Source organism: Gammaproteobacteria bacterium, assembly GCA_016765075.1.
GTDB lineage: Bacteria > Pseudomonadota > Gammaproteobacteria.
Window position 1 is genome coordinate 1 of the sequence record JAESQP010000119.1, and the last position, 5,366, is coordinate 5,366.

Annotated in this window: 3 protein-coding genes; 1 reads left to right on the forward strand and 2 read right to left on the reverse strand. The window is 49.2% G+C overall.

What is annotated here, in order from left to right; genetic code table 11:
- Positions 1-95 precede the first annotated feature (95 nt).
- On the reverse strand, positions 96-737 hold the full coding sequence (gene pyrE, locus JKY90_07180; GenBank protein MBL4852047.1) for an orotate phosphoribosyltransferase: 642 nt from the start codon (positions 735-737) through the stop codon (positions 96-98).
- A gap of 313 nt (positions 738-1,050) precedes the next feature.
- Positions 1,051-3,903 (reverse strand): excinuclease ABC subunit UvrA, encoded by a 2,853-nt coding sequence (gene uvrA, locus JKY90_07185; GenBank protein MBL4852048.1) that lies wholly within the window; start codon positions 3,901-3,903, stop codon positions 1,051-1,053.
- A 465-nt stretch (positions 3,904-4,368) separates the two neighbouring features.
- Here uvrA and JKY90_07190 point away from each other — a divergent pair.
- The coding region (locus JKY90_07190; GenBank protein ID MBL4852049.1) for an MFS transporter at positions 4,369-5,366 on the forward strand (998 nt) is incomplete at its 3' end.

The window sequence follows — 5,366 nt, forward strand, 5'->3', positions numbered from 1 at the left end:
CCTTTATCAAGGGATACAACCCTTAATTGCAGGCTACGCCTTGTCTTGAGTCATTTGTGGGTCTCTGATAGGCGCCCTTTATCCGTTACACCACACTAACAACCCCATTGTTGTCGATATTGTTTAATTGCAGTCAATGGTTCAGTCATATCACCACGTTCGTTTAAGTAAGTCACCAAATTATCCAGTGTAATGATATTGCCGACAGCTATGTCGTAGCGTTGTTCTACCATGGCAATCGCTGATTGCTTATCTTTGCCACGTTCCTGCCGGTCAAGGGCGATAAAGACGCCAGCAGGCGTGGCTTTGGCTGCATTAATTATTTCAATTGATTCGCCTACCGATGTGCCAGCAGAAATGACATCATCGATAATTAATATTTTGCCCTGCAATTTAGCACCGACAATGGTGCCACCTTCGCCATGATCCTTGGCTTCCTTACGGTTAAAGGCGTAAGGCACATTACGGCCATGCTGTTCAGCCAGCGCAGTAGCGCAACTTACTGCGAGAGGGATGCCTTTGTAGGCAGGGCCAAATAACATATCGAACTCGATGCCCGAGTTGATAATAGCCGCAGCATAGGCTTGGCCGAGTTTAGCAATGCCGCGGCCATCGTTAAACAAACCAGTATTAAAAAAGTAAGGGCTTTGCCGTCCCGATTTTAACGTAAAATCACCAAAGCAAAGTGCACCCTGGTCAAGCGCGAATTCAATAAAGTTTTTTTGATAATTTTGCATTATAGTTAAAGCCTTCTAATAGAGATTATTTTTTATGGCACTGGTGTGGTGTAACGGATAAAGGGCGCCTATCAGAGACCCACAAATGACTCAAGACAAGGCGTAGCCTGCAATTAAGGGTTGTATCCCTTGATAAAGGCTGCAACGCAGTATTGAGTCATTTGTGGGTCTCCCTTCGGGCGCAACCAGAAGCCATCATCTGCTGCGTTGCGTTACTTGTAAAGGGCGCGCCATTCCCTGCGCAACGCGCCTTACAGTTAATGGCTTCTCGTTACGCTGATAGGTGCCCTTTATCCGTTACACCACACTAGAGTCAGGCACTTTTTGCTGGTGCTTGATGGTGCCGTTCGAGCATTTCCTTTAGAAATTTCCCAGTATGAGAACAAGCGGTTGCGGCAATGTCTTGCGGTGTGCCAATAGCGATAATCTCACCGCCTTTGTCACCTCCTTCGGGGCCAAGGTCGAGGATCCAGTCCGCTGTTTTAATGACATCCAGATTATGCTCAATAATAATGATAGTGCTGCCTTGATCGCGTAGACGATGCAACACCTTTAACAATTGACGAATATCGTGAAAATGTAAGCCAGTGGTTGGTTCATCAAGCAGATAAAGGGTATTGCCCGTATCACGTTTAGAAAGTTCGCGTGATAATTTAACGCGCTGTGCTTCGCCACCCGAAAGTGTCGTGGCATTTTGACCCAACTTGATATAAGCAAGCCCGACATCAACCAAGGTGTCGAGTTTTCGTTTTAATACAGGTACGGCACTAAAGAAATTTGCAGCATCTTCTATCGTCATATCGAGGATTTCGTGAATGGTTTTGCCTTTGTAACGTATCTCCAGGGTTTCGCGGTTATAGCGTTGGCTTTTACAAATATCACAGGGCACATAAATATCAGCAAGAAAATGCATTTCAACTTTGATGACGCCATCGCCCTTACAAGCTTCGCAACGGCCGCCTTTGACATTAAAGCTAAAACGTCCAGCACCATAGCCACGTGAACGGGCCTCTTGCGTGGCAGCAAATAATTCGCGTATTGGCGTGAACAGCCCGGTATACGTGGCGGGGTTAGAACGTGGTGTGCGGCCGATCGGGCTTTGATCAATATTGATTACTTTGTCGAGTTTATCCAGCCCGGTGATTTTTTGGTGTGGAGCAGGCTCAGTGGTGCTTTTGTTGATTGCCATGGTGGCGGCGCGATACACCGTATCATTGACCAGGCTGGATTTACCTGAACCCGAGACGCCAGTGACCACGGTCATGGCAGCGAGTGGGAAATGGGCATCAACGGCTTTCAGATTATTGCCTTTGGCACCAAACACGCTCAGCGTATGCTCGGCATCAAATGTAAAGTCATGCTGAGGAATTTCAATTTGTTTGCGGCCAACAAGATAGTCTGCGGTAATAGAGTCGGTATGTTGCAGCACTTGTGCGGGTGTGCCCTGGGCGATGACTTTGCCACCATGAATCCCTGCGCCTGGGCCAATATCGATGACAAAATCGGCAGCGCGTATCGCATCTTCATCATGTTCAACAACGATGACCGAGTTACCAAGATCACGCAGATAACGTAGCGTGTCTAGCAAGCGCTGGTTATCGCGTTGGTGTAGCCCAATAGAGGGCTCGTCGAGCACATACATAACACCAACAAGTCCAGCGCCAATTTGGCTGGCTAAACGAATACGTTGTGTTTCGCCGCCTGAAAGCGTATCGGCGCTGCGTTCCAGGCTTAGGTAGTCGAGTCCGACATTAACTAGGAAAGACAGGCGTTGGCTGATTTCTTTAATAATGCGCGCAGCGATTGTGCCGCGTGCGCCAGGTAGCTTCAGTGTTTCAAAAAAGGCTTTGGCCTGGCCGATGGGCAGGCGTGTAATGTCTGGCATTGAACATTGGTCGATATAGACATTGCGCGCTTCGCGCTTTAGGCGTGTGCCGTTGCAGTGAGTGCAATCATGGGTTGACATGTATTTTGCCAGCTCATCGCGCACGACAGTGGAATCGGTGTCTTTATAGCGTCGCTGCATATTCGGAATAATGCCCTCGAATACTTGCTCTTTAATAAAGGTGCCACCACGTTCACTGAAGTAGGTGAATTTAATGACATCATGGCCAGAGCCATTGAGGATAATGTTTTGGCTTGTGTCGCTAAGTTCTGCAAACGGCACGTCAATATCGAAGCCGTAGTGTGTGGACAAGGAAATTAATAGCTGATAATAGTAGCCATTGCGGCGGTCCCAGCCACGAATGGCGCCACCAGCAAGACTTTGTTGTGGGTGCATAACAATGCGTTTACGGTCAAAGAATGTTTGTTTGCCAAGACCATCGCAGCCTAGGCAAGCACCAGCCGGGTTATTAAATGAAAATAAACGCGGTTCCAACTCAGTAATGCTGTAGCCACAAATAGGGCAGGCAAAGCTTGCCGAAAATACAATCTCTTGACGTTTTTTATCGTCGATGAAGGCAAGTCGTGCGCGACCGCCGCCAAGCTCAAGACACGTTTCAACGGAATCAGCAAGACGTTGCTGGATATCGGCGCGCACTTTGAAGCGGTCGATGACCGCTTCAATGGTGTGTTTGCGCCGCAGGTCGAGTTTTTCAAGCTCATCGATTTCAGTCACCACGCCGTTAACGCGGACACGGACATAACCCTGGCTGCGTAATTGTTGTAGCACGTGCAGGTGTTCGCCTTTACGCTGCTCAATGACAGGCGCCAATAACATTACCCGCAGTCCTTCCTCAAGTTCGAGAATGTGATCGACAATCTGGCTGACGGTTTGTATTTGCAGCACAGTATCGTGGTCAGGGCAGCGTGGTTCACCAGCGCGGGCGTAGAGCAAACGTAGATAGTCGTAGATTTCGGTAACCGTGCCCACCGTCGAGCGTGGGTTATGCGAAGTAGTTTTTTGCTCGATGGCAATGGCTGGTGAAAGCCCTTCTATTGAATCAACATCCGGTTTTTCCATGACCGATAAAAACTGCCGCGCATAGCTCGACAAGGACTCGACGTAGCGTCGTTGACCCTCGGCATAAATGGTGTCAAAGGCCAGTGACGATTTGCCTGAGCCAGACAAACCGGTAATGACAACCAGCTGATTACGCGGGATATCAATATCGATTGCCTTGAGGTTGTGCGTGCGTGCCCCGCGAATGCGGATTGTGTCCATCTTGTTTTCTGCGCCTAGGAGGTTGGGGGTCTGTTGACGTTTCATTTTCATTACTGCTGGAGCCGCTTTTTTCGACCTACGCCCCGCAGGAAGTGCCCTTGGGGTGCAAGACGGAAGAAGCGCTGTGTAGTTGTTCTACATAAGCGACTGACTACGTGCCCCCACGCCTTCGCGGAGCCTGCCCCGTGCTTGACACGGGGGGCAGGCTCTAGGGGTGCAACGCAGTAAGACGAAAAAAGCGGCCCAGCCCTTCGGGTTGCGCCTGCAAAAACGCCACTCGGCGTTGCTCGTCGTTCATTTAGCACCACTAAATCTCTCTCCTTGCGCCTCGCCTAAAGCGCCTACTGTTGGTGATTGGTATTTTTGCAGACGCAACAGTAATGAAAATGAAACGTCAACAGACCCTAATGCAACCTGGTAATATACGCGTTTTTCGCAGCAACAATCAAAAGAGCTTTTATCCCCTTGTCATACTCTGGTTTGAATCCGACGGAAAAGCGCGCGACGCTGACCCTTGCTAGTCTCTATTCCCTGCGCATGCTGGGCTTATTTATGATTTTGCCGGTATTTTCACTTTATGCGGTCGAGTTAGAGGGTGTAACGCCGTTGTTGATCGGTCTTGCCCTGGGTATTTACGGCCTGACACAAGCGCTATTACAGATTCCGTTTGGTCTTTGGTCTGATCGTATTGGTCGTAAACCGGTGATTATTATCGGGCTGGCGATATTTGCGATTGGCAGTGTTGTTGCGGCGCTGGCTGATTCTATTGTGATGGTGATTGTTGGCCGGGCAATTCAAGGTGCCGGTGCCATTGCTGCGGCGATTATGGCTTTGGCAGCCGATGTGACGCGTGAAGAGCAGCGTAGTAAAATTATGGCGACAATTGGTATCAGCATTGGTTTTGCCTTTGTGCTATCGATGATTCTGGGGCCAATTCTGAACCAATGGGTAGGTGTGCCGGGTATTTTCTGGATTACTGCATTCTTGGCTTTGCTGGGTATGGTGCTGGTACAGGTAGGTTTACCGAAAACGGTTGTATTGCGCAGCCACCGTGATGCCGGAACAAGGCCTGTGGATATCGCTTCTTTACTGAAAGATGGCCAGTTGCTACGCATTGATCTGAGTATTTTTACCCTGCATTTTCTGTTGACCTCCTGTTTTGTTGCATTACCACTAATATTGCGCGATGGAGCAGGGCTTGAAGCGGCGCAACATCCGTGGGTATATGGCCCCGTTTTGATTATTGCTATGTTGTTGATGGTGCCATTTGTCATTATTGCCGAGTCCAAGCGCAAGATGAAGCCGGTGCTTTTGGCGTCGGTGGCAGCGATTGCCATTGGTCTGTTTATCATGGCGCTGCTATCGTCGAGCTTGTGGGGAATTATTACGGGCTTGTTTATCTTCTTTCTGGCGTTTAATGTGTTAGAAGCGACGTTGCCGTCATTGATCGCTAAAGAGGCGCC

Bases quoted from the DNA above. Each gene is read 5' to 3' on its own strand.
- pyrE (MBL4852047.1), bottom strand. From the start codon at position 737: ATGCAAAATTATCAAAAAAACTTTATTGAATTCGCGCTTGACCAGGGT.
- uvrA (MBL4852048.1), bottom strand. From the start codon at position 3,903: ATGGACACAATCCGCATTCGCGGGGCACGCACGCACAACCTCAAGGCA.